This is a genomic window from Roseibium sp. ROS1 (assembly GCF_054658215.1).
This window is the reverse complement of the sequence record NZ_BAAGIG010000004.1, coordinates 115,193-134,797: the sequence shown is the minus strand read 5'-3', so window position 1 is coordinate 134,797 and position 19,605 is coordinate 115,193. Positions and strand designations below refer to the sequence as shown.

Here is a 19,605-nt window from a genome sequence, read left to right as displayed (position 1 = left end):
CCAGAACTACGCCTTGCCTGTGCGCTCGAATTCCGCGAAGGCATCCTTGTAGTCGTCATGCCAGCGCGACAGCGGCGGCCGGTTTTCAATGATATCGCCGATGGCCCATTCTGCCCGGCGATTGTCCCTGGTGCTGTCGACGTCATTGTCCGGGCACAGGATGTAGAAATCGCCCGCTGACATCCGTTCGATGAAATGATCGACGGTCTGCTCGCTGGTCCAGGCCGCGTCCGGCTTCTCCGGAAAGTGGCTTGCGGTCATGCCCGTGTAGGTGAACCCCGGCACGAACAGATGCACCGAAATGGGCGCTCCGGCCTGCCGCAGTTCATGAGCAAGCTGTTCGCTGAGCACTTTCACGGCTGCCTTGGTGGTGTTGTAGCCGGGGTTTCCCGGAGGTGTCGTGATGCCCTGCTTCGATCCGGTGTTGACGATGACCGCCGGGCGGGCAGCCTCGATCAGGCGCGGCGTGAAGGCATGGACACCGCGCAGGACGCCGTAGAAATTGATGTCCATCAGGCGGACCCAATTGTCGAAGTCCTCCCAGGCAGAGGTCGGCAGGCTGATGCCGGCGTTGTTCATCAGGACCGCGACGGGCCCGGTCTGAAAAGCCTTCTCGGCCAGGGCTTCCACCTGCGCCATGTCACCGACATCGGTCGGAACCGCGAAAATATCGACACCGACCGTACCGGCGGCACGCACCTTTTCCGTTGCCTCTTCAAGGGCCGGACCGGGCAGATCGGCAAGAATGACGCCCAGTCCTGCCTGGGCGAAGCGGGTGGCAGCGGCCAGTCCGACGCCGCTGGCAGCACCGGTAACGACGGCAATCCCGCCTTCTGAAATGGCTTTTTTGTACATGATGGATTTCCCCCAAAATGGATTTCAGGAACGCGGCGACAGACGAATGCCGATTTGCCTGTCTGCAAGATAGTCCGGCCACAGAACCCTTTCACTATGAAACCGCTATTTTCTTAGACGGTTCAGGCTGCTACAACACCGCGGTTCTTCTTTCCCATTACCCACGGGGCATCAGCACATGCGCACAGCGAGTGTATCGCGCGACACCAAGGAAACCCGCATCGCGGTCGAGATCAACCTGGACGGCACGGGCGCATACGACGTCCAGACCGGCGTCGGGTTCTTCGACCATATGCTGGAGCAATTGTCGCGACATTCGCTGATCGACATCAAGGCCCGTGCCGATGGCGACACTCATATCGACTTTCACCACACGGTCGAGGATACCGGCATAGCGCTGGGCCAGGCAATTTCCGAAGCGCTGGGCGACATGGCGGGCATCACCCGTTACGCCGATACCCATCTTGCCATGGATGAAGCACTGACCCGCTGCGCGCTGGATGTGTCCGGCCGTCCCTTCCTGGTCTGGGACGTCACCTTCGACCGGGACAAGATCGGTGAATTCGACACGGAGCTGTTCGAGGAGTTTTTCCGGGCATTTGCGATGAATTCCGGGATTACCCTTCATATTGCCAACCTTTATGGCTCCAATTGCCATCACATCGCCGAAACCTGCTTCAAGGCGGTTGCGCGCTCCTTGCGCAAGGCGGTGGAGATCGATCCGCGGCAGGCAGACCGCATTCCGACCACCAAGGGCCAGCTCGGCAGCTAGGGCAGGAAACGGCGCATGAGCACATATGTTGTGATGGCTCCGCCAGAATTCGAAGACGTGGCTGGCGATCCTCGCCAGACCGACAGGCTCGCCTTCGTTCCGGACGGCTTCTCGACGCTTGCGTTCCTGTTTGCCGTCATCTGGCTGCTGGTCAACCGCATGTGGCTGGTGCTGCTTGGCTATCTCGCCGCGACGCTGGTGATTGAGTTGCTGGCCCTGTCAGTCAGTCAGGAAGCCATGGCCGTCGTTGCCCTCTTCACCTCCATCCTGTTCGGCCTCGAGGCCCAGGCACTGCGCCGCTGGTCGCTGGAGCGCAAGGGTTGGCGCGTTGTCGGCATCGTCGACGCGCACAACAAGAGCGAAGCCGAACTCCGATTTCTCCACAAGGCGGCTGACCGAGTGTCGCCGCCCAGACCTCAAATCGACCGGCAACAGCGCCCCGCCTCCCAACCGATCATCCCGAGGATCGGTAGCGAGCAGGTGGTGGGCCTGACCCTCGGTCCGGAGACCCGTCAATGACAATTGCGATTATCGATTACGGCTCGGGCAACCTGCGCTCGGCCGAAAAGGCGTTTGAGCGCGCGGCCCGCGCCCACGCCCACACGCCCGACGTTATCGTGACGTCCGACCCCGAAAGGGTACTGAAGGCCGACCGTGTCGTGCTGCCGGGTGTCGGCGCCTTTGCCGACTGCAAGCGCGGCCTGTGGGCTGTCGAAGGCATGCCCGAGGCGCTGGAACAGGTCGTACGCAAGGACGGCAAGCCGTTCTTCGGTATCTGCGTCGGCATGCAGCTGATGGCAAGCCGCGGCCTGGAATTCGAGACCGTGGAAGGCCTTGGCTGGGTCGAAGGCGACGTTACCGCCATGGAACCGGCAGACAAGACGCTGAAAATCCCCCACATGGGCTGGAACACCATTGAGGTCCGCCCGGAAAGCCACCCGGTTTTCAAGGGGTTGGAAACGGGGCCGGATGGCCTGCACGCCTATTTCGTGCACTCGTTCCACTTTGCCTGCGCCAGGGCGGAAGACCGCCTGGCAACGTTCGATTATGCCGGCACCTTCACTGCCATGGTGGCGAAGGACAACATGATCGGCACCCAGTTCCACCCGGAAAAAAGCCAGCGGCTCGGTCTGGAGCTGATCGCCAATTTCCTGGACTGGACCCCTTAATCCAAAAGCGCCTGGGAGGCCAAAATGAGCAAAGGTTACTGGATCGCCCGTGTCGACGTGCATGACGCCGACGGATATCCGGCATACGTGGAAACGGCAAAGCCCGCCTTCGAGCGGTTCGGCGCCAATTTCCTTGCCCGCGGCGGCAAGACCGATGCCATCGAAGGCCCGGGCCGGGCGCGCAACGTCATCATCGAATTTCCGAGCTTCCAGCACGCGGTGGATTGCTATAATTCGCCGGAATATCAGGAAGCGGTGAAAATCCGCCAGAAAGTAGCCGATGGCGAAATCGTCATCGTTGAAGGAATTTAAAGCGACATGATCCTCTTTCCCGCCATCGATCTGAAGGATGGCCAGTGCGTTCGCCTGAAACTGGGCGACATGGACCAGGCAACCGTGTTCAACGACAACCCGGGCGCGCAAGCCCGGGCATTCGAGGATCAGGGCTTCGAATGGCTCCATGTGGTCGATCTCAATGGCGCGTTCGCCGGCGAGAGCGTCAACGGCGCGGCTGTCGATGCCATTCTGGGGGCAACGAAGAACCCGGTGCAGCTGGGTGGCGGGATCAGGACGCTGGAACATATCGAAACCTGGCTGGACAAGGGCATCAGCCGCGTCATCCTGGGCACTGTTGCGGTGCGCGATCCGGACCTGGTGAAGGAAGCCTGCCGCAAGTTCCCGGGCAAGGTTGCCGTCGGCATTGATGCCAAGGGCGGCCATGTCGCGGTCGAGGGCTGGGCGGAAACGTCCGAACTTACCGCAGTCGATCTTGCCCGGCAGTTCGAGGATGCAGGCGTTGCGGCGATCATCTACACCGATATCGATCGCGACGGCGTCCTGAAAGGCCTCAATATTCCCTCGACGCTGGACCTTGCCCGCGCCGTCTCCATTCCGGTCATTGCCTCGGGCGGCCTTGCGTCGATCGACGACATTCACCGCCTGCTGGAGCCGGACTGCGCCATCCTGGAAGGGGCAATCTCGGGCCGTGCGCTCTACGACGGCCGTCTCGATCCGAAAGAAGCCATGGAATTGATCCTGGCCGCGCGGAGCAAAGCATCATGACCTTGAAAGCCCGTGTCATTCCCTGTCTCGACGTCAAGGACGGCCGTGTCGTCAAGGGCGTCAACTTCGTGGATCTGGTTGATGCCGGTGATCCGGTGGAAGCCGCCAAGGCCTATGACGCGGCCGGGGCGGACGAGCTCTGCTTTCTCGACATCACCGCCAGTCACGAGGGCCGGGACACGATCTACGACGTTGTCCGGCGCACGGCCGAGGCCTGTTTCATGCCGGTGACCGTTGGTGGCGGCGTGCGCACGGTGGAAGACATCCGCAAGCTGCTGATTGCCGGAGCCGACAAGGTGTCGATCAACACGGCGGCCGTTACCAATCCGGATTTCGTGCGCGAAGCGGCGGAAAAATTCGGCGCGCAATGCATTGTCGTTTCCATCGATGCCAAGCAGGTCAACGCTCCGGGCGAACCGGAAAAATTCGAGATCTTCACCCATGGCGGCCGCAATGCCACCGGCATCGATGCTGTTGAGTTCGCCAGGAAGGTTGTCGCACTGGGCGCCGGTGAACTGCTGGTCACGTCCATGGACCGGGATGGCACCAAGTCCGGCTACAATATCGCCCTCACCCGGGCGATTGCCGATGCGGTGCCGGTGCCGGTGATCGCCTCGGGCGGTGTCGGCAATCTGGATCACATGGTGGAAGGTATCCGTGATGGCCATGCCACTGCGGTGCTGGCCGCCTCGATCTTCCACTTTGGCGAATATACCATTCAGGAAGCCAAGCACTACATGAACGACGCCGGCGTACCGATGCGCCTCGACGCCTGAAACGGCCTCAAGGGAACTAGCCGAATGACCGACTTCACTTTGGAAGATCTGGACGCCATTATTGCTGCACGTGCGAATAGCGCGGACGACAAGTCCTATACGCGCAAGCTCGTCAACAAGGGCGTTGCCAAATGCGCCCAGAAGCTGGGGGAAGAAGCGGTTGAGGCGGCGATTGCCGCCGTTCAGAAGGACCGGCAGGAATTGACGGCCGAGGCCGCCGATGTGCTTTATCACTTGTTGGTGGTTCTCAATGTCTCCAATGTCCCCCTCGGGGATGTTATGAAGGAGCTTGCGAGCCGTACGGGACAGACCGGACTGGAAGAAAAGGCGTCCCGGCCTCAGGAATAATCCAGGGCCTGCAGGCTCTGTACCGGATCCGGCGTTCAGCCGCGCAGCAGGAACTGCGAAGTAATGGATCAGAAAGTCGCCACGGCCCTGGACATGGATCTGTCCCCCTACCAGGTGTTCACCGAGCGCGAGTGGGCAAGACTGCGTGCGGACACGCCCATGACGCTGGATGCGCATGAGGTGGCCCAGTTGCAGGGCCTCAATGCGCCGGTCTCGATCGAGCAGGTCGAGACAATCTACCTGCCGCTCTCCCGTCTGCTTGCCTTCTATGCCGAAGCAACCATCAGCATCTTTCAGGCAACGCAGAACTTCCTCGGCACCCGCGACGGCAAGACGCCGTTCATCATCGGTGTTGCCGGGTCGGTGTCCGTCGGCAAGTCGACCACCTCGCGCGTGCTGCGTGAGCTACTTGCCCGCTGGCCGGCCAGCCCCAAGGTCGACCTGATCACAACCGACGGGTTCCTGTATCCAAACGCGGTGCTGGAAGCCGAAGGGCTGATGTCCAAGAAGGGCTTTCCGGAAAGTTTCGACAGGCCACGTCTGCTGAAATTCCTGTCGGACATCAAGGCAGGCAAGCGGTTCGTCCGGGCACCGGTTTATTCGCACTTCTACTACGATGTCATGCCCGGCCACACGGTGACGGTCGACCGGCCCGATATTCTGATTGTCGAAGGCCTCAACGTGCTGCAGACGCGCGAATTGCCCAAGGACGGGCGGGCTGTGCCGTTCGTTTCGGATTTCTTCGACTTCTCGGTCTATATCGACGCCGATGAAACCCTGCTGCTGAACTGGTATGTCGACCGCTTCATGCGCCTGCGCGAGACAGCCTTCCGCGATCCGGGATCCTATTTCCATAAGTATTCGCGGATCACGGATCAGGAAGCCGTCACGACCGCCAATCGCATCTGGAACGACATCAACCTGGTCAACCTGCGCGAAAACATCCTGCCGACGCGGCCTCGCGCCGACCTGATCCTGACCAAGGATTCCAGTCACAAGATTGCCAAGGTCGCGCTGCGCAAGATCTGAGCTGCAGCTGACGCCTGTCCCTCAGAGGAAGGCACCCAGCTTGGCCAGAACAAGATCCGGCACCTCGAGTTGCGGCAGGTGGCCGGCGTTCGGCAGCGCTTCGAATGTCGACTGCGGAATGGCTTCATGCAGAGCCCGGCCCCGGTCGATCGGGATCCACGGATCGTCCTCTCCCCAAAGGATCTTCACCGGGCACCGAATGTCGCCGTAAAGCGGTTCGATCTCGTTGGTATAGGCTTCGTCTGCCTGGGCGAACTGGCGATAGAAGCTGCCGCGGCCTTCTTCGGTCAGCCAGGGGTCAGCCAGTGCCGCGCGGGCCTCGGCCCCGATTTCGTTGACAAGGGCGCCGCCGATATAGGCATCGACAACCGCGCGGTGGATATGCGGCGGGAGCCCGACAAAGGCTTCCACATGGCGGCCGACGTGATCGAAGAACTCCGACCCCCAGGGGCTGAGGGCAACGACGTTCATCAAGACGTATTTCTCGAAATCGCAGCCGTGCAGAAGATGCGCCCGCAACGTTGTTGCCCCGCCAAAGTCATGGGCCACGACCGAGGGTCGTTCGAGTTGCCAATGATCGAGCATTTCGGCAAAGACCTTGCCCTGAATGTCGAGGGATGTGCGTTGATCAGGTGACTTTGCCGACTGGCCGTATCCAGGCATGTCGTACCAGTGGACGCGGAACTTCCTGGAGAGTACCGGAATGAGCCGATGCCAGGACCAGGACGACCACGGCCAGCCGTGTGCGAGCACCAGCGACGGCCCTTCACCCGCCCGGCCCGCCATGACGACACCGGCAGATGTCCGGATTTCTTCGGAAAGGTGCCAATTCGTGGCGTCGTTCATAACCTGGTCTCCATTGAACATAGATCGGCAGACATGCGCTGGAGAAGGTCAGTGCCCGTCTCCCAGCGCCTTCCGCACGTGGTGTGCCCCTTCGCTGCTTGCAACCGTTGAAGGGCTGGTTTCGGTCCGGCCTGCCTTCAGGCTCGATGAAACCGGAAGGCAGGTTTGCCGAAAAGGTGTCAGGCACCGTCGGGAATTCGTGCGATGACCTTGATTTCAAAATCGAAACCGGCCAGCCAGTTGACGCCGACAGCCGTCCAGTTCGGATAAGGCGCTTCTTCGAAAACCTCGTCCTTCACCTTCATCAGGCTCTCGAACTGGTTTTCCGGGTCCGTGTGGAAGGTCGTGACGTCGATGATGTCGTCCAGTCCGCAGCCGGCCGCTTTGAGCACGGCTTGCAGGTTTTCAAAGGCCAGGCGCACCTGATCTTCGTAGTTTGGTTCAGGCGTGCCATCTGCGCGGCTGCCGACCTGACCGGATACAAAAAGAAGGTCGCCGGAGCGAAGAGCGGCCGAATATTTATGCGTGTCATAAAGGGCGTGGCGGCCTTCCGGAAAAACGGGTTGGCTCTTGGTCATGTTCAGTCCTTTCAAGGCTGGAGCTTCGGTGTGAAACCGGGCTTAACGGGGAGCGCTTATTGAGATACGCTGCGTATGTGAATAACTCACATACGCGCCGTATGTCAATTGGCATACGCAGCGTATGCGAATTTGCGAGGTAAGGATGGCGCCTGGAAAACGAGCCGAAATGATGGAGGAAACGCGGGCAAAGCTGATAGCGGCAGGGCGAAAAGCCTTTGCCGAACAGGGCTACGCGGCTGCGTCCATGGATGAACTGACCGCTTCTGTCGGCCTGACGCGCGGCGCGCTTTATCACAATTTCGGAGACAAGAAGGGCCTGCTGCAGGCGGTGGTCAATCAGCTCGATGGCGAAATTGCAGCCGAAGCCAAGGAAGCCGCCAGCCGGCTTGGCGGGAGCGAATGGGAGTCGCTCATGGCAGAAGGCATCGCCTATATCGAGATGGCTCTGAAACCGGAAGTGCAGCGTATCGTGCTGCTGGACGGACCATCCGTACTTGGCGATCCGTCACAGTGGCCGAGCCAGAATGTTTGCCTGCAGACAACGACAAGTGCGCTTGAACGTCTGATCGCCGAAGGCCTGGTAAAACCCGTTGACGCGGAAGCCGCTGCACGGCTTCTGAACGGCGCTGCCTTCAATGCAGCGCTCTGGATTGCGGCAAGCGATGACCCGCAAGCGGACCTGAAGAAGGTGATCGACGCTTTCAAGGTTCTTGGAGAAGGCCTTCTGACGACCCCGCCGGGCTGACATACAACTTGGAAGCAGACACGAAAAAGCCCGCAGTCTTTGAGGGACTGCGGGCTTTTTGCGTCTGGTGTCCGGACCTTAGGCCACGGAGCGCTTGCGGACTTCCTGCAGGAAGGTGCCGACCTGATTGCGCAGCATCGAGGCGTTTTCCTTCAGCTGCTGGGCCGAGCTATCGACCTTTTCCGCGGTGTCGCGGGTGTTTTCGGCAGCCGCTGCAACGGTCTCGATGTTCGTGGTCACTTCAACCGTGCTACGCGAGGCTTCGGTCGCGTTGCTGGCGATTTCCTGCGTCGCGACGCCCTGCTCTTCCACGGAAGAGGCAATGGAGGAGGCGATTTCGTTCATGTTGTTGATGATCTCGGTAACCGAGGAGATGGCACTGGCCGCATGACCGGTCTCATCCTGGATCGCCGTGATCTGGCTGGAAATTTCCTCGGTCGCCTTGGAAGTCTGGGTGGCCAGCTCCTTGACTTCCGCCGCAACGACCGCAAATCCCCTGCCGGCTTCGCCTGCGCGTGCCGCCTCGATGGTCGCGTTAAGCGCCAGGAGGTTGGTCTGCTCGGCGATCGCCTGGATCAGGTTCACGACCTCGCCGATGCGGCTGGCGCTTTCGGAAAGGCCATGCATGCGCTGGTTGGTTGCCTGGGCTTCTCCGGCAGCGCGGGCCGCAATCTCGCTGGAAGACTGCACCTGACGGCGGATTTCGTTGACCGAGGCCGACAGTTCTTCCGCCGCCGCAGCAACGGTTTCAACGTTATGGGCTGCCTGGGAGGAGGCGTTGGAAACGCGGCCGCTCTGTTCCGTGGTCTGTGCCGCGACGCCGGTCATGTCGGCGGAAGCAGCCTGCAGGTTCTGCACGGAGCTGTCGATGATGTTGAGCATTTCCATGATCTGACGATCGAAGTCGCCGCTGAGCTGCTGGATTTCGGCTCCCTTGCGGGCAGCGTCTTCCTGGCTGGAATTCTGCTGCTCTTCAAGTTCGCGCCGTGCAGCTTCGTTCCGGACGAAAACCTCCATGGCGCTTGCCATCTGGCCGATTTCGTCGCCGCGGTCGGTGCCGTCAATGGTGATGCTGGTGTTGCCATCGGCCAGCAGGCTCATGTTGTCGGTCAGCGCGCGCAGCGGGCGAACCGTGTTTCGGACGGCGACAAAGGCAATGCCGGTCGCAATCAGGGCACCAACAAGCGCCAGAGCGATGATCGAAGTGGCAGCGCTCCAGTAGGCAGCTTCGAGATCGTCAACGTAAACCCCGGTGCCGATCATCCAGCCCCAGGGCTCGAAACCGGAACCCCAGCTATATTTTTCAATCGGTTCTTCGCCGGCTGTGCGCGGCCAGTAATAGAGCAGCGAACCGCCGCCGGCCTTGGCATCCTTGATCAGTTCGGCAACGATCTTCACACCCGTCTTGTCGGAGAAGCCGATCATGTTGGTGCCAACGAGCTTTGCGTTCGGATGAACCAGGTTCATGCCCTGGTAGTCATAGGCGAAGACATAGTTGTCGCCTTCGAACCGGATGGCGCCAATGGCTTCCCGGGCTGAGGCCTGGGCCTCTTCGCGGGTCATTTTCCCGCTTGCTTCCAGGCCATGGTAATAGGCGGCGATCGAAACCGCGCCTTCGGTGATTTCTTCAATCTTTTTGAGGCGTTCCGCGAACATCGCCGAATAAAGACTGTTGAGACTGACCACACAGATCGCGGCTGTGAACAGCAGAATGGTCGCGATCGGGAGGCTGATCTTCCAGGTAATGGGCCAACGGGCGAAGGACATGGTTAAGTGATTCCTATCGAACTCTGTCCGACAAGATTTCCTCTCAATAATTGACCAAATGCTTAAGAAGACAGAAGATTTATGCCGTTAAAACGATTAAGGCTCCGAAAACTGTCAGACAGTCCGGATTTCTACCAAGTATTAAACCTGTCGTTTTTTACAGGTGTGTCTGAAATTTATCTGCGGGCGCAGAACACGTCCCGCAATCCGGGACGGGACCAGGTGGCATTCTGAACCTGGCCCTTCAGCACATGCCCCTGGGATTCGTAATAGAACGTGTTGGCGCTGCCCTGTCTCTGCAGGGTGACTGCGCCATAGCCCATTTCGGCAACGGTCGCGGACTGCATGTCCGGCGAGAACACGACATTCAGATCTATGCCGGCGGTGCAAAGGTAGTCGGCCACATTGGCGCGAGCCGTCTGCTGTTGCTGGAAATTCGGCTGGTTTGAGCCTTCGATGGATCCCGGGGGGACAGGGCCGGACGGGAAATCGTTGCCGGGCTGACCGTCGAAACCGCCACCGTTGGGGGCACCCCAGGTGCCGCCATTATTGTCAAAGCCGTTGTTGCCGAACCCGTTGTTACCAAAGCCGTTGTTACCGGGGGCACCGAAGTTCGCCGGTCCGTTGATCACGACTTCCCTGTAGGGGGTCTTGGTGACGTAAATACCCCGGCATTCGCCACTCGAGCCGCGCACGGTCCAGGCGTGGGAAACATAGGTCTGCTGTTCCAGGATCTGCCCCGGCTCAAGGCGCGCGTAGGGCCGCTCGCCACCGCGGTAATCCACCCAGCTCACTTCAATGGGCTGACGGCTGGCGTTGCGGAACACGATCTGACCAGGCCGGACGGCTTCGACCGACCGCACCCGGCCGGCCTCGGAGCAGGAAAGATCCGAGTTCGCTTCTTCCGCACCGCTGCCGTAGGCATCGTCTGAAACGATCTGCTGAGGCTGGGCGCAGGTGGCAACGAACAGGCGCACCGGGTTGGCGCTGCCTTTCAGGGAAACTTCGTGTGCAGGCAGGCCTTCGACCGCGATCGACAGGGCAGACTGCTTGATCATGGCCTCCCACAGCGGGTCGGTCATTTCAATGTTGACTTCGGGCAGCGACGTGCCGGCTTCATTGGCGCTGGAGGAGCCGAAAGCATTGTAGACGCTGTCGAATTCACCTGCGGAAATGCGCACTGCCTGCGGCATGCCTTCCAGAAGCCCGGCGGGAGCCTGCTGGAACGTGATCTTGGCAAACCCGGACTGGGTGGTGCAATCGGCCCGGAAATCCCGGTCGTCGGTTTGCGCTACGGCGTGCTGAAGCAGCGACGGTGTTCCGGGCTGCGTACCCGGTTCGGCCAGCCACTCGCGCGCCTCGTTCGGGCTCACCAGAACCGGTTCAGAATTGGCGGCACCCGGATAACCGTCACCGGTTACCGTGTCGATGTCATCAGGCAGGGAGGCCGTTTCGGTGCCGGGTGCGGAAATCGGCGTATCGACCTGGTCGAGAGGCTTCAGTCCGCCCTCTTCGGCAGGCGGTTTGATTTCCTCAACGGATGGGGTTGATGATCCGTTGGAGTTGGAAGCGGTCTGCTGTCCTTCGGCAGGTCGATCCTGCTGGGAAGACTGTGTTGCCGCCGGAGCATTGGAAACCGGGCCGGCGGCCGTGCCGGAAGTTGTGCCGACGATGCGGGCGACCGCGCCCGGCTTGCCGTCGTTCGAGACGTCTACCACAAGCGTGCCGCCGGAGCAGAAGCTGGCATCCCGATGCAGGACGCGGCTGTTTTCCAGAGTGACTTCAAGCTTGACGTCACAGGGCGGCAACTTGTTGTCGCTGCCCATCGTGTCGATGACCACACCCTTGTCGTCGCGGCTGATGATCGGCCGGTATTTCTTGTTCACGGTGATGGACCGGATGCCGGGCTGCGGCGGTTCCACGTTGATGCGCACGGTTTCGGGAACCGATTGAGCCTGTGCAGGCAAAGCCGACATCAAAAGAACCACACTGCACGCGGCCAGCAGGCCGGATTTCAGCGCGGGGGTAACAAGAACATGGGCAGCATCAAGCCGCATAAGCGATCTCCGTGGGAGCGCAGGTTAGCACCGTTTGGGAATACTTAGGCAAAGTGGCAGTCTAAGGGCAAGCCCGCAATGGCGGGAAGCCCCGGCTTTCTCAGCGCGGCGCGCGCTTTGCCAGGATCCTTTGCAGGGTTCGGCGGTGCATGTTCAGCCGGCGTGCGGTCTCCGAAACATTGCGGTCGCAAAGCTCGTACACCCGCTGGATATGCTCCCAGCGGACCCGGTCGGCCGACATCGGATTTTCCGGCGGTTGCGCCTTGTCTTCGGGCTTGCGCGCAAGCGCGGCAACGATATCGTCCGGATCGGCGGGCTTTGCGAGATAGTCGATGGCCCCCAGTTTGACCGCCGTGACCGCAGTGGCAATGTTGCCGTATCCGGTCAGCACGATGGCGCGGGCATCCGGACGGCGCTGGCGAAGCTGTTCGATGACATCAAGACCGTTGCCGTCTTCAAGCCGCATGTCGACAATGGCGAAGGCCGGGGCGTTCTGGGCAATCTTGCCGGCTGCGTCCTGAACACTGTCGGCTGTTTCCGTCGTAAAGCCGCGTTTTTCCATGGCGCGTGCGAGGCGCTGCTGAAAAGGCTTGTCGTCGTCAACGATCAGGAGGGTCATGTCCTCCGAACTGTTCAGGGCAGGTGTCTGGTCCGTCATTTGGCTCTACCGGTCTTATTCTTGCGTCTTCTCCTGCACCCCGGATGGATTCACGGGCACAGCATGCATTGTTTGCGCTTTAGTGCCGTTATGGGGTGAAAAAGCCGTTTCGTCCACTCTGCCGTCCTGTTCAAACACCTTGCGCGGCCAGCTTACGCGGATGTGAGCCCCTGTCTGGGGTGGGGCCGAATTTTCCAGATGCAGCTTGGCACCCGTGCGTTCCAGCAGTGTTTTGGCAATGAAGATGCCAAGACCAAGCCCCCCGCCGGTGCCGCGTTGCGGCGACTTTCCGCCGCGCACGGAAACGTAGGGGTCGCCGATCTTGCCCAGAATTTCGACCGAAAAACCGGGGCCGTCGTCCTTGATGGAAATCGAGAGTGTCGTTTCGTCCCAGCTGGCGGACACATCGACGCGGGTCTTGGCGAAGTCGACGGCATTTTCCAGCAGGTTGCCAAGTCCGTAACGGATTGCCGCGTTTCGTGTACCCACCGGCTCGGCGCCGGTACCGGACCCGGTGGAGTGGATCGCAACGCCCGTGCCCCGGTGCGGGTCGACCACATCTTCCAGCAGTTGCGACACCGGCATGCGCTGGTAGGTCCGGTCTTCCTCGCTCGACAGGCTTGTGAGCTGACGCAGGATCGACCGGCAGCGCTCGGCCTGTGAGCGGATCAGGTCCACGTCCTCGGCCCTGGGGTCGCTCGCCTCGAATTCGTCCGTCAGTTCCTTGGCCACCAGGTAGATGGTGGCAAGCGGTGTGCCGAGCTCATGCGCGGCCGCGGTTGCCAGCCCGTCAAGCGCGTTGAGATGCTGCTCACGGGCAAGCACGAGTTCGGTTGCCGCAAGCGCGTCCGCCATCTGGCGGGCCTCTTCGGCCACCCGGAACGCATAGATCGCCATGAACCCGAGCGTTGAGACGAGCGCGGTCCAGATGCCGACGGAGTAGACGATCGGAAGCGAGAAGTCGTCACCCACCGGCCATGGCAGAGGCAGGTGGAAAACCGCAACCAGACTGGCGCAAACCGTGGCTAGAATACCGAGGATCACCGTGTAACGGGCTGACAGGCCCGTCGCGGACACCATCACCGGTGCCATCAGCAGGAACGCGAATGGATTGCCCAGACCGCCGGTCAGGAACAGAAGCCCGCTCATCTGCAGGATGTCATAGGCAAGCTGCAGGGCTGCGGCGCGTTCCGACAGGCGCATGGCCGAGGGCCAGCGGATCTTCAGGAAGATGTTGAGCCAGGCGGACAGGGCCACCATGGCAAAGGCAGGTCCGGCCGGCGTCGGATAGCCCAGACCGACATGCACGACCAGGAGCGCTGCGGACTGGCCGCCCACGGCAAGCCAGCGCAGGCGCACCAGCGTGTCGAGTTTCAGGCGCCGGTGCGGCAGGGTGATATTGGATGTCGGTTGTTCGTGCATCTGGACTTCTTGGAGAACGGCAACTTCCCTCTTTTGAAGCGGATTCCGGCGGCTGGCAAGGCCGGGGCTCTTGTGCCGACAAGGCGTAAGTGGTAGCCACCCGCTAACACGGCTGTCCGGATCACGCGGGCCGGCGGCCAGCCGGAGGGATTTAATAGCTCTTCATTTCAGATCAGCACCGCGCAACGGAATGAGATGATGACCGACACCAATGACGGCGGCGCGCAGCCGCAGGCGGAGAGCGCAGCAGCGCCGGGCATGCACATCCTTGGCCAGTACATCAAGGACCTGTCTTTCGAAAACCCGAATGCGCCGCGCTCCCTGGCACAGGGCGACCAGCCGAAGCTCGATATCAACGTCAACGTCGGTGCCCAGCAGATCGGTGACGATCAGTTTGAAGTCGTCCTGACCCTGACCGCCAAGGCAGAACGCCCGGACATGGTGATGTTCAACGTCGAGCTGGTCTACGCAGGCCTGTTCAAGATCACCGGCGTGCCGAAAGAGCACATGCATCCGTTCGTGATGATCGAGTGCCCGCGCATGATCTTCCCGTTCGCCCGCAACATCCTTTCCGAAGCCACGCGTAACGGCGGCTTCCCGCCGCTGATGCTCGACCCGATCGATTTCGCTCAGCTCTACCGCCAGAACATGGCCCAGCAGGCCGCCGCCCAGCAGGCAGGCGAGCAGAAGCCGAACTAAGGTCAGTCAGACCACAGTTTTACAGAACCCGTCCCGGCAAACCGGGGCGGGTTTTTGTTTGCCCGAAAGACTGTTCGGTCAGACTTGAGGGAAGCGGCCAACAGCAGGTTTCTCACTCCCTGCGGGAGGGCAATCTCGTGTCACGCCTCCTCCAGCAGCTCCGCCCAGGTTTTCGGAGTGTCGCCGTTGAGTGGGTTCTTCGCGGAACGCTTGTAGCGAATGGTTTCCATGCGCACGGTTCTGGCGTCGAAGAGGATCATCCGGCCGACCAGTCCTTCGCCCGTTCCGGTCAGTTCCTTCAGAACTTCCATGGCCTGCATGGCGCCAATGATGCCCGTCAGCGCACCCAGAATGCCGGCCTGGGCACAGGTCGGCAGCAGGCCGTCGCGCGGCTTTTGCGGGAAGAGGCAACGGTAGGTCGGGTTGGCCGTGCCGTCCGGGCCGGTTTCAAAGGGCTTCAAGGTGGTCAACGATCCGTCGAACTGGCCGACGGCGGCCGTCACCAGCGGTTTTTGCGCAAAGAAACAGGCATCGGACACCAGGTAGCGGGTGTCGAAATTGTCCGATCCGTCCACCACCAGATCGTAGCGGGAAACGAGCTGCATGGCATTGTGGCCGGCAAGGCGGGTGGGGTGCGGCTCGACCTTCACATTGGGGTTTAGCCGCGCAATCGCTTCTGCCGCACTGGCAACCTTGGGCTCGCCCAGCTGGTCGGTATCGTGGATCACCTGCCGCTGCAGGTTGGAAAGAGACACCGTGTCGTCGTCGGCAACGCCGAGCGTGCCGACACCGGCGGCTGCCAGATATTGCAGCACCGGCGCGCCGAGGCCGCCGGCACCGATCACCAGCACGCGTGCATTTTTCAGCTTCTGCTGGCCGGCGCCGCCGATCTCCTGCAGCACGATGTGGCGGGCGTAGCGTTCCAGTTCGGCGGGCGAAAGCATGTCAGGTCCTGTCTGGCTGGTCTCGGGTACACATGGGGGTGGTGGCGGCGGCAGGTCAAGCCCGCGCCCGCTCGGGAAATCCGGTCTCCCGCAGGTTTATCCGAGTATCCGGCTCACCAGCCGGGCGGTGTAGTCGACCATCGGGATCACCCTTGCATAATTCAGCCGGGTCGGTCCGATCACGCCGAGAACACCGACGATGCGCTGGTTGCTGTCCCTGTAGGGCGACACTACCAGGGAGGATCCGGACAGCGAGAACAGGTTGTTCTCCGAGCCGATGAAAATGCGCACCCCGTCGCCCTGTTCGGCAAGACCCAGCAACTGGATAAGATCCTTCTTGCTTTCAAGATCGTCGAACAGCAGGCGAATGCGCTCCAGATCCTCAACGGCGTCCAGATCGGTCAGGAGATTGGACCGGCCCCGCACGATCAGCGTGCCCGGATCGGTGGCGCTTTCGCCGCCCCAGACCGCAAGACCCGCATCAATGACCTTCTGGCTCAAGAGATCCAGTTCGGCCTGGTCCGCATCGCGGACCTTTTCCAGTTCGGAGCGAATTTCCGACAGGGTCCGGCCCTTGATCTGGGCATTCAGGTAGTTACTTGCCTCCACAAGAGCCGATGACGGCAGGTCGCCCGGCAGATCGACAACACGGTTCTCGACGGACCCGTCTTCACTGACGAGGATCGCCAAGGCCTTCAGCGGTTCGATGCGCACGAACTCGATGTGTTTCAACCGCATGTCCGACTTGTGGGTCAAGACAACGCCGGCGCCCATGGACAGGCCGGACAGCATCTGACTGGCTTCCGTCAGCACCTGCTCGGCCGAATTCGCCTTTTGCGACGCCCGCACCTGGGCATCGATCGCCCGGCGCTCGTCCTGGGTCAGGTCGCCCACTTCCAGAAGGGCATCGACGAAGAACCGAAGCCCGATTTCGGTCGGCAGCCGGCCTGCGCTGGTATGCGGCGAATGCAGGAGGCCCATATGCTCCAGATCAGACATCACGTTGCGGATCGAGGCAGGGGACAGCGAAATGCCGAGCTTGCGCGAAACGTTCCGGGACCCGACGGGTTCGCCGGTCTCCAGATAGGTTTCCACGATCGAACGGAAGATTTCACGGGATCTCTTGTCGAGGTCGCTGAGGCTCAAGGCTTGTTCTCCGAATGTGACCACTCACCGGGGTCGACCGGGCTTTCATCAAAAAGATATAGGCGCAAAAGGGGGCTTGCGTGAAGTATCACAACGCAAGGCCTTTACGGCGAAGGAAGTTGGGGTCTACAAGGCCTCAACGAATACACTGGAGAAACGGCGGTTTTTCCGGAACGAAAGTCGAAAGGGATATGCATGCGTCCGTCCAAACGCGCAGCCGATGAACTCCGTGCGGTCACACTGGAGCGCGGGGTCTCCAAACATGCCGAGGGGTCCTGCCTCGTCAAGTTCGGCGACACCCACGTTTTGTGCACCGCCAGCCTGGAAGAGCGGGTTCCGCCCTGGTTGCGCGGACAGAACCGCGGCTGGGTGACGGCTGAATACGGCATGCTGCCGCGCGCCACGGGCGACCGCATGCGCCGCGAAGCCAGTGCCGGCAAGCAATCCGGCCGGACCCAGGAAATCCAGCGTCTCATCGGCCGATCACTGCGCGCCGTCGTCAATCTGGAAGCCCTCGGCGAAAACCAGATCACTGTGGACTGCGACGTCATCCAGGCCGATGGCGGCACCCGCACGGCGTCCATCACCGGTGCCTGGGTTGCCCTGCGCGACTGCATCGAGTGGATGAAGGCCCGTGACATGGTCTCCGGCGAGGTCCTGAAGGATCACATTGCCGCCATTTCCTGCGGCATCTACGAAGGTGCTCCGGTGCTCGACCTCGACTACGCCGAGGACAGCACCGCCGAGACCGACGCCAACTTCGTTCTGACCGGGTCCGGCGGTATCGTCGAAATCCAGGGAACGGCCGAAGGTGCACCGTTCTCCGAAGAAGAATTCGGCAAGCTCATGGGCCTGGCCAAGCTGGGCATCGGCAAGCTGGTCGATCTTCAGAAAATGGCCATTCTCTAAGGGCGCAAACCATGAGCCATCGCAAGCTGGAACCGGGCAAACTGGTTGTCGCAAGCCACAACAAGGGCAAGATCCGCGAGATCAACGAACTGCTTCAGCCTTATGGCTTCGAAGTGATCTCCGCCGGAGAGCTGGACCTGCCGGAACCGGACGAGACGGGTGTCACGTTCGAGGAAAACGCAGCCATCAAGGCCCATGCGGCGGCCAAGGCTTCCCGCTTGCCGGCCCTGGCTGATGACAGCGGCTTCTGCGTTGCGGCACTGAACGGCGATCCGGGCATCTATTCCGCGCGCTGGGCAGGTCCGGACAAGGACTTCGCAATGGCCATGCGCACGATCGAGGAAAAGCTTCAGACCCTGGGCGCAACGACGGACGACAAGCGCCGGGGATCTTTTGTTGCCGTGTTGTGCCTGGCCTGGCCGGACGGCAGCGAAGAGTTCTTCCGCGGCGAGGTCGAGGGACAGATCGTCTGGCCGCCGCGCGGTACGCAGGGCTTCGGCTACGACCCGGTTTTCCAGCCGGATGGCCATGAGCGGACCTTCGGCGAAATGACCTCGGAAGAAAAACACGGCTGGTCGAAGGACGGATCCGCCCTTTCACACAGGGCGCGGGCATTCCAGCTCTTTTCTGCCGGCTGCCTGGAAGGATAAAAAGACGTGACAGGTGTGGGGGCAGCCGAAGGAGGCTTCGGCATTTATATTCATTGGCCGTTCTGCGCAGCCAAATGCCCTTATTGCGACTTCAACTCCCATGTCCGTCACCAGCCGGTCGACCAGGCCCGTTTCGCGGCCGCGTTCGAACGGGAACTCTCTCATTTCGCCGATTTGACGAAGGGCAGGACGGTTCAATCCGTGTTCCTGGGCGGCGGCACGCCTTCGCTCATGGAACCGGCGACGGTCGACCGTATCCTGAAGGCGGTTTCCGATCGCTGGTCGATGGATGAGAACGTCGAAATCTCGCTGGAGGCCAATCCTTCGTCGGTCGAGGCCGAGCGCTTTCGCGGTTACCGGGCAGCAGGTGTCAACCGGGTCTCGCTGGGTGTGCAGTCGCTCATCGATACGGATCTGAGACTGCTTGGCCGCCTGCATGATGCGCGCACGGCCCGCACCGCCATCGAAACCGCGCGGGCAACCTTCCCGCGCCTGTCGTTCGACCTTATCTATGCCCGGCCGGGTCAGACACTGGCCGGTTGGGAACAGGAACTGAACGAGGCCATCGCGCTCGCCGCCGATCACCTGTCACTCTACCAGCTCACGATCGAGGAAGGCACGCCCTTCCACACGCTGTTTCACGCCGGCAAGCTGAAGATGCCGGATCAGGATCTCGGCGCCGAATTCTATGAACTGACGCAGGATGTCACCGCTGCTGCCGGTCTGCCCGCATATGAAGTCTCCAACCACGCCCGTCCGGGCGCCGAATGCCGGCATAACCTCGTCTACTGGCGCTACGGCGATTATGTTGGCGTCGGGCCCGGTGCCCATGGGCGCATCACGGTGGGTGTCAGCAAGCTTGCGACCGCGACCGAGCGCCATCCGGAAACCTGGCTGGAAAATGTCGAAAGCCACGGTCATGCATTGACCGAAAACGCCGGTCTTTCCGAAGAGGAGCAGGGCGACGAATTCCTGCTCATGGGACTACGGCTGACCGAGGGGATCGACCTGAAACGCTACGAGCGTTATGCGAGCCGCTCCATTGATCCGCTTCGTCTGGCAGCCTTGATCGAGCATGGCATGGTGGAAGAAATCGGGGAAAACCGCATTCGCGCAACCCGTGAAGGTTTTTTCGTGCTCGATGCAGTGGTCGCAGATCTGGCCGCCTGA

At 61.2% G+C, this 19,605-nt stretch carries 22 protein-coding genes; 13 read left to right on the top strand and 9 right to left on the bottom strand.

The window, feature by feature from the left end; translation table 11 throughout:
* Window positions 1-6 precede the first annotated feature (6 nt).
* Window positions 7-855: an SDR family NAD(P)-dependent oxidoreductase gene (locus ACYQ6M_RS23340; RefSeq protein ID WP_075283227.1), complete on the bottom strand. Its 849-nt coding sequence runs from the start codon at window positions 853-855 to the stop codon at window positions 7-9.
* Window positions 856-1,033: 178 nt separating this feature from the next.
* Between ACYQ6M_RS23340 and hisB the strand changes: the two genes are divergently transcribed.
* The 8 genes from hisB (at window position 1,034) to coaA (ending at window position 6,011) form a co-directional block, all read left to right on the top strand.
* Entirely contained in the window at window positions 1,034-1,627 is a 594-nt protein-coding gene (hisB, locus tag ACYQ6M_RS23335; protein WP_023002424.1) for an imidazoleglycerol-phosphate dehydratase HisB, read from the top strand.
* Between the two features lie 15 nt (window positions 1,628-1,642).
* Window positions 1,643-2,146 (top strand): DUF2628 domain-containing protein, encoded by a 504-nt coding sequence (locus tag ACYQ6M_RS23330; RefSeq protein WP_031269963.1) that lies wholly within the window; start codon window positions 1,643-1,645, stop codon window positions 2,144-2,146.
* Window positions 2,143-2,796: an imidazole glycerol phosphate synthase subunit HisH gene (gene hisH / locus ACYQ6M_RS23325; RefSeq protein ID WP_023002422.1), complete on the top strand. Its 654-nt coding sequence runs from the start codon at window positions 2,143-2,145 to the stop codon at window positions 2,794-2,796. The genes ACYQ6M_RS23330 and hisH overlap by 4 nt, the downstream gene beginning before the upstream one ends.
* 24 nt (window positions 2,797-2,820) lie before the next feature.
* Window positions 2,821-3,108 carry a DUF1330 domain-containing protein gene (locus ACYQ6M_RS23320; RefSeq protein WP_023002421.1) on the top strand — a complete coding sequence of 96 codons (288 nt, stop codon included), beginning with the start codon at window positions 2,821-2,823 and terminating at the stop codon, window positions 3,106-3,108.
* Between the two features lie 6 nt (window positions 3,109-3,114).
* On the top strand, window positions 3,115-3,858 hold the full coding sequence (gene hisA / locus ACYQ6M_RS23315; protein WP_055660299.1) for a 1-(5-phosphoribosyl)-5-[(5-phosphoribosylamino)methylideneamino]imidazole-4-carboxamide isomerase: 744 nt from the start codon (window positions 3,115-3,117) through the stop codon (window positions 3,856-3,858).
* The gene (gene hisF / locus ACYQ6M_RS23310; protein ID WP_460075887.1) at window positions 3,855-4,634 is read left to right on the top strand and encodes an imidazole glycerol phosphate synthase subunit HisF; all 780 of its coding nucleotides are present in this window, start codon (window positions 3,855-3,857) and stop codon (window positions 4,632-4,634) included. The genes hisA and hisF overlap by 4 nt, the downstream gene beginning before the upstream one ends.
* Window positions 4,635-4,658: 24 nt before the next feature.
* Window positions 4,659-4,982 carry a phosphoribosyl-ATP diphosphatase gene (locus ACYQ6M_RS23305; RefSeq protein WP_023002418.1) on the top strand — a complete coding sequence of 108 codons (324 nt, stop codon included), beginning with the start codon at window positions 4,659-4,661 and terminating at the stop codon, window positions 4,980-4,982.
* A gap of 63 nt (window positions 4,983-5,045) precedes the next feature.
* Window positions 5,046-6,011 carry a type I pantothenate kinase gene (gene coaA, locus ACYQ6M_RS23300; RefSeq protein ID WP_023002417.1) on the top strand — a complete coding sequence of 322 codons (966 nt, stop codon included), beginning with the start codon at window positions 5,046-5,048 and terminating at the stop codon, window positions 6,009-6,011.
* 21 nt (window positions 6,012-6,032) lie between these two features.
* On the opposite strand, the gene ACYQ6M_RS23295 is transcribed toward coaA, so the two are convergent.
* Both ACYQ6M_RS23295 and ACYQ6M_RS23290 read right to left on the bottom strand, forming a co-directional pair.
* Complete coding sequence (locus ACYQ6M_RS23295) at window positions 6,033-6,857, bottom strand: alpha/beta fold hydrolase (protein ID WP_460075885.1); 825 nt, start codon at window positions 6,855-6,857, stop codon at window positions 6,033-6,035.
* Between the two features lie 179 nt (window positions 6,858-7,036).
* A complete protein-coding gene (locus ACYQ6M_RS23290) occupies window positions 7,037-7,435 on the bottom strand; it encodes a RidA family protein (RefSeq protein WP_460075883.1) in 399 nt (132 codons plus the stop codon).
* A gap of 169 nt (window positions 7,436-7,604) precedes the next feature.
* Between ACYQ6M_RS23290 and ACYQ6M_RS23285 the strand changes: the two genes are divergently transcribed.
* Window positions 7,605-8,183, top strand: a complete 579-nt coding sequence (locus ACYQ6M_RS23285; protein ID WP_139314177.1) for a TetR/AcrR family transcriptional regulator — start codon at window positions 7,605-7,607, stop codon at window positions 8,181-8,183.
* Between the two features lie 78 nt (window positions 8,184-8,261).
* On the opposite strand, the gene ACYQ6M_RS23280 is transcribed toward ACYQ6M_RS23285, so the two are convergent.
* The 4 genes from ACYQ6M_RS23280 to ACYQ6M_RS23265 all read right to left on the bottom strand — a co-directional run bounded on the left by ACYQ6M_RS23280 (window position 8,262) and on the right by ACYQ6M_RS23265 (window position 14,087).
* Complete coding sequence (locus tag ACYQ6M_RS23280) at window positions 8,262-9,950, bottom strand: methyl-accepting chemotaxis protein (RefSeq protein WP_460075881.1); 1,689 nt, start codon at window positions 9,948-9,950, stop codon at window positions 8,262-8,264.
* 176 nt (window positions 9,951-10,126) lie between these two features.
* The gene (locus ACYQ6M_RS23275) at window positions 10,127-12,007 is read right to left on the bottom strand and encodes a VHL beta domain-containing protein (protein ID WP_460075879.1); all 1,881 of its coding nucleotides are present in this window, start codon (window positions 12,005-12,007) and stop codon (window positions 10,127-10,129) included.
* A gap of 100 nt (window positions 12,008-12,107) precedes the next feature.
* Complete coding sequence (locus ACYQ6M_RS23270; protein WP_031269958.1) at window positions 12,108-12,665, bottom strand: ActR/PrrA/RegA family redox response regulator transcription factor; 558 nt, start codon at window positions 12,663-12,665, stop codon at window positions 12,108-12,110.
* A 15-nt stretch (window positions 12,666-12,680) separates the two neighbouring features.
* Window positions 12,681-14,087 (bottom strand): ActS/PrrB/RegB family redox-sensitive histidine kinase, encoded by a 1,407-nt coding sequence (locus ACYQ6M_RS23265; RefSeq protein WP_460075877.1) that lies wholly within the window; start codon window positions 14,085-14,087, stop codon window positions 12,681-12,683.
* Between the two features lie 198 nt (window positions 14,088-14,285).
* Here ACYQ6M_RS23265 and secB point away from each other — a divergent pair, with 198 nt between their 5' ends.
* Complete coding sequence (gene secB, locus ACYQ6M_RS23260) at window positions 14,286-14,786, top strand: protein-export chaperone SecB (protein ID WP_152505040.1); 501 nt, start codon at window positions 14,286-14,288, stop codon at window positions 14,784-14,786.
* A 140-nt stretch (window positions 14,787-14,926) separates the two neighbouring features.
* Here secB and ACYQ6M_RS23255 read toward each other — a convergent pair whose 3' ends face one another.
* Both ACYQ6M_RS23255 and hrcA read right to left on the bottom strand, forming a co-directional pair.
* Window positions 14,927-15,730 (bottom strand): HesA/MoeB/ThiF family protein, encoded by an 804-nt coding sequence (locus ACYQ6M_RS23255; protein ID WP_055660309.1) that lies wholly within the window; start codon window positions 15,728-15,730, stop codon window positions 14,927-14,929.
* Window positions 15,731-15,826: 96 nt separating this feature from the next.
* Entirely contained in the window at window positions 15,827-16,900 is a 1,074-nt protein-coding gene (gene hrcA, locus ACYQ6M_RS23250) for a heat-inducible transcriptional repressor HrcA (protein ID WP_031269953.1), read from the bottom strand.
* Window positions 16,901-17,071: 171 nt separating this feature from the next.
* Between hrcA and rph the strand changes: the two genes are divergently transcribed.
* The 3 genes from rph to hemW are packed head-to-tail and all read left to right on the top strand — an operon-like array spanning window position 17,072 to window position 19,605.
* Window positions 17,072-17,785: a ribonuclease PH gene (gene rph, locus ACYQ6M_RS23245; RefSeq protein WP_023002406.1), complete on the top strand. Its 714-nt coding sequence runs from the start codon at window positions 17,072-17,074 to the stop codon at window positions 17,783-17,785.
* A gap of 11 nt (window positions 17,786-17,796) precedes the next feature.
* Window positions 17,797-18,435 (top strand): RdgB/HAM1 family non-canonical purine NTP pyrophosphatase, encoded by a 639-nt coding sequence (rdgB, locus tag ACYQ6M_RS23240; RefSeq protein ID WP_023002405.1) that lies wholly within the window; start codon window positions 17,797-17,799, stop codon window positions 18,433-18,435.
* 15 nt (window positions 18,436-18,450) lie between these two features.
* Window positions 18,451-19,605, top strand: a complete 1,155-nt coding sequence (gene hemW / locus ACYQ6M_RS23235; RefSeq protein WP_228872667.1) for a radical SAM family heme chaperone HemW — start codon at window positions 18,451-18,453, stop codon at window positions 19,603-19,605.

Bases quoted from the DNA above. Each gene is read 5' to 3' on its own strand.
- ACYQ6M_RS23340 (WP_075283227.1), bottom strand. From the start codon at position 855: ATGTACAAAAAAGCCATTTCAGAAGGCGGGATTGCCGTCGTTACCGGT.
- hisB (WP_023002424.1), top strand. From the start codon at position 1,034: ATGCGCACAGCGAGTGTATCGCGCGACACCAAGGAAACCCGCATCGCG.
- ACYQ6M_RS23330 (WP_031269963.1), top strand. From the start codon at position 1,643: ATGAGCACATATGTTGTGATGGCTCCGCCAGAATTCGAAGACGTGGCT.
- hisH (WP_023002422.1), top strand. From the start codon at position 2,143: ATGACAATTGCGATTATCGATTACGGCTCGGGCAACCTGCGCTCGGCC.
- ACYQ6M_RS23320 (WP_023002421.1), top strand. From the start codon at position 2,821: ATGAGCAAAGGTTACTGGATCGCCCGTGTCGACGTGCATGACGCCGAC.
- hisA (WP_055660299.1), top strand. From the start codon at position 3,115: ATGATCCTCTTTCCCGCCATCGATCTGAAGGATGGCCAGTGCGTTCGC.
- hisF (WP_460075887.1), top strand. From the start codon at position 3,855: ATGACCTTGAAAGCCCGTGTCATTCCCTGTCTCGACGTCAAGGACGGC.
- ACYQ6M_RS23305 (WP_023002418.1), top strand. From the start codon at position 4,659: ATGACCGACTTCACTTTGGAAGATCTGGACGCCATTATTGCTGCACGT.
- coaA (WP_023002417.1), top strand. From the start codon at position 5,046: ATGGATCAGAAAGTCGCCACGGCCCTGGACATGGATCTGTCCCCCTAC.
- ACYQ6M_RS23295 (WP_460075885.1), bottom strand. From the start codon at position 6,857: ATGAACGACGCCACGAATTGGCACCTTTCCGAAGAAATCCGGACATCT.
- ACYQ6M_RS23290 (WP_460075883.1), bottom strand. From the start codon at position 7,435: ATGACCAAGAGCCAACCCGTTTTTCCGGAAGGCCGCCACGCCCTTTAT.
- ACYQ6M_RS23285 (WP_139314177.1), top strand. From the start codon at position 7,605: ATGATGGAGGAAACGCGGGCAAAGCTGATAGCGGCAGGGCGAAAAGCC.
- ACYQ6M_RS23280 (WP_460075881.1), bottom strand. From the start codon at position 9,950: ATGTCCTTCGCCCGTTGGCCCATTACCTGGAAGATCAGCCTCCCGATC.
- ACYQ6M_RS23275 (WP_460075879.1), bottom strand. From the start codon at position 12,007: ATGCGGCTTGATGCTGCCCATGTTCTTGTTACCCCCGCGCTGAAATCC.
- ACYQ6M_RS23270 (WP_031269958.1), bottom strand. From the start codon at position 12,665: ATGACGGACCAGACACCTGCCCTGAACAGTTCGGAGGACATGACCCTC.
- ACYQ6M_RS23265 (WP_460075877.1), bottom strand. From the start codon at position 14,087: ATGCACGAACAACCGACATCCAATATCACCCTGCCGCACCGGCGCCTG.
- secB (WP_152505040.1), top strand. From the start codon at position 14,286: ATGACCGACACCAATGACGGCGGCGCGCAGCCGCAGGCGGAGAGCGCA.
- ACYQ6M_RS23255 (WP_055660309.1), bottom strand. From the start codon at position 15,730: ATGCTTTCGCCCGCCGAACTGGAACGCTACGCCCGCCACATCGTGCTG.
- rph (WP_023002406.1), top strand. From the start codon at position 17,072: ATGCGTCCGTCCAAACGCGCAGCCGATGAACTCCGTGCGGTCACACTG.
- rdgB (WP_023002405.1), top strand. From the start codon at position 17,797: ATGAGCCATCGCAAGCTGGAACCGGGCAAACTGGTTGTCGCAAGCCAC.